Genomic DNA, 1,922 nt, shown 5'->3' with positions numbered 1-1,922 from the left:
ATTGTCGCTAGCGTCGTACTGGTAGTTTTTTTGCAGCAGCGGCAACTCTTCGCGGGCAGCGTTGCGGTAGTACAGGGCTTTCTGGCTGAGGCGACCGCTGCGGTCGTAGCGGGTGCGGGTGAGTAGGCTGCTTTGGGTTCGCAGGACTTCGTCGTGCAGTTGATCGCGTTTGAAGTCGCAGATCACTCGGCCATTGAGGTTGAGTTGATGCAGACGGCCGCTGCCGTAGTACAGGTGGTTCAGTTGACGCTGATCGGGCAGGGGTTAGCGTTTCCAGATTGCCCAAGGCGTCGTAGAGATAGCCCAGCTCACCCGCGTCGCTGCTTTCGCTGAGCAGGTTGCCGCGTTGGTCGTAGCTGAAGGTGCTGGTGTGGCCGCCACGGTCGGTGATGCTGAGGGGTAGGGCCCCGTGTTCGGTGTAGACGATGTGCTCCCAATGGTAGCGTTCCTCACGGCCGATGCTGTCGACGACGCGGGTTTCGCCCTTGTTCAGGTCGTAATGAAAGTGATAGTCCTCGCCGTCGCTGCCCCAGTGGCGGGTGAGATCACGTATCGGGCTCTCCACGGGTCAGGGGCTCGAATATCTGTCGGTATTCTGAAAACCAGAACTCCATGGCATGCAAATTTATACCGCGCTCTCCGGTCCAGAAATCGATCGGATACTCCCAGTTTGATTTATGTGATTTGGATGGGCGGAAGGAGGAGGGGTGGAATTGATAAATATATCCCTTGTGCTGTGGCGTTTCTAAAATGCCTGCATAACCAAGAGTTTCGAGTAAGCCTCTTATTTCATTTTTTTTGATATTGATACCCTTTGTTGATGAAAGTCTATTTGCAAGACTGGTGGGGGTTTCCTGATGGGAGGATTTGAAGATTTCTATTATGATTTTTTTAAGTCGGTCGTATGATGGATTCTCAGCGTGAGGTTGACGATTGTGTTGTTCAAGGTAAAAGGCTATATGTACAGGTGTTAGGATCTGTAATGATCCATAGGTGTACCTGATGGAATTTACAAAAGTTAAATCAATTATTTGCTCTAAAAAACCCCCGCAAATTGAGCAATAAACATCGGGTCCAGCGAAGTCGTGAGGGGGGAAGTTTTGTGCTATTGCAAAAGCTGAAAGAGCTGCTCTATAGTCTGGTGCTGATTCTTGAGCTCCATAAATAAAGTCGTTTATTATTGTAGCTTTTTTGATTTTTTTAAGTTCGGTAAATAGCCACTGGACGCTTTCGTTGTGCGTGATTGTTTTGGTTTTAAATATCAGATTGTTGTCTGAGAGTATGGAGAGCGTTTCTGGACTATTTTGATCGTCGTCCGGCACGTAAGATTTTAGTGCCTTTATTACTTTTTGAGGTAGCGGGCTCATTGTTTTTTTCCACATATCGTAGGTGTTGACGATTTTTTGGGAGATGTGTATGGCTTGCTTTCAACCGGAGAAAACAGGCTGGGTTTAATAACGCCTTTACTTTGAAGGTATGCTTTTGCTTGTGCCAAATATGCTTGTCGTTTCGGGTTGCCGTCAGATACTCCTGGGTCGACATTTCCTCGTACTTTTCCAGTTTTTCTTCCGAGCACGTTTTTTTCTCTAGAACCGATATCTTCAATGCCCCGAGCAATTGTCCGGTCGGTCCCTTTGGGTGTTATCTGATTTATGGTGTCGCCGGGCCCGAATCGTTTTCCATCTATCCCTTTTGTTTTGCTATGTCGTCGCGCTACGTCGGTCAGAGAGGCTTTATCTGAGGCGCGCCCGTGATAATACGGTGATCCGTTGCTATCTCGTAGGATGTAGTTCCAATCCAGACCTAATGGATCAGTCCAGGTAAGGGGGTTGGGTGAGTAACAATAGAAATTTAACCCACCCAACAACCCAATCGGATCCGGCTGCGTGAACCGCCCCACATCCGCATCATAAAACCTGAAG

The 1,922-nt window shown here is 48.4% G+C and carries 3 protein-coding genes; all 3 read right to left on the bottom strand.

Translation table 11 applies throughout. The features are described 5' to 3' along the window. Positions 1 to 186 (bottom strand): hypothetical protein (locus NTD80_RS31275; protein WP_410017403.1); only part of this gene is annotated, 186 nt, incomplete at its 3' end. A 359-nt stretch (positions 187 to 545) separates the two neighbouring features. After that, positions 546 to 1,367, bottom strand: a complete 822-nt coding sequence (locus tag NTD80_RS03385) for a hypothetical protein (RefSeq protein ID WP_262132152.1) — start codon at positions 1,365 to 1,367, stop codon at positions 546 to 548. Beyond that, on the bottom strand, positions 1,364 to 1,922 hold a 559-nt coding region (locus NTD80_RS03380), incomplete at its 5' end, for an RHS repeat-associated core domain-containing protein (protein ID WP_262132151.1). The genes NTD80_RS03380 and NTD80_RS03385, both read right to left, overlap by 4 nt.

Source organism: Pseudomonas sp. 13B_2.1_Bac1, assembly GCF_025466155.1.
In the GTDB taxonomy this organism is placed as follows: domain Bacteria; phylum Pseudomonadota; class Gammaproteobacteria; order Pseudomonadales; family Pseudomonadaceae; genus Aquipseudomonas; species Aquipseudomonas aylmerensis.
The sequence above is the reverse complement of the archived record's forward strand: the minus strand, read 5'-3'. Positions and strand labels throughout refer to the sequence as shown.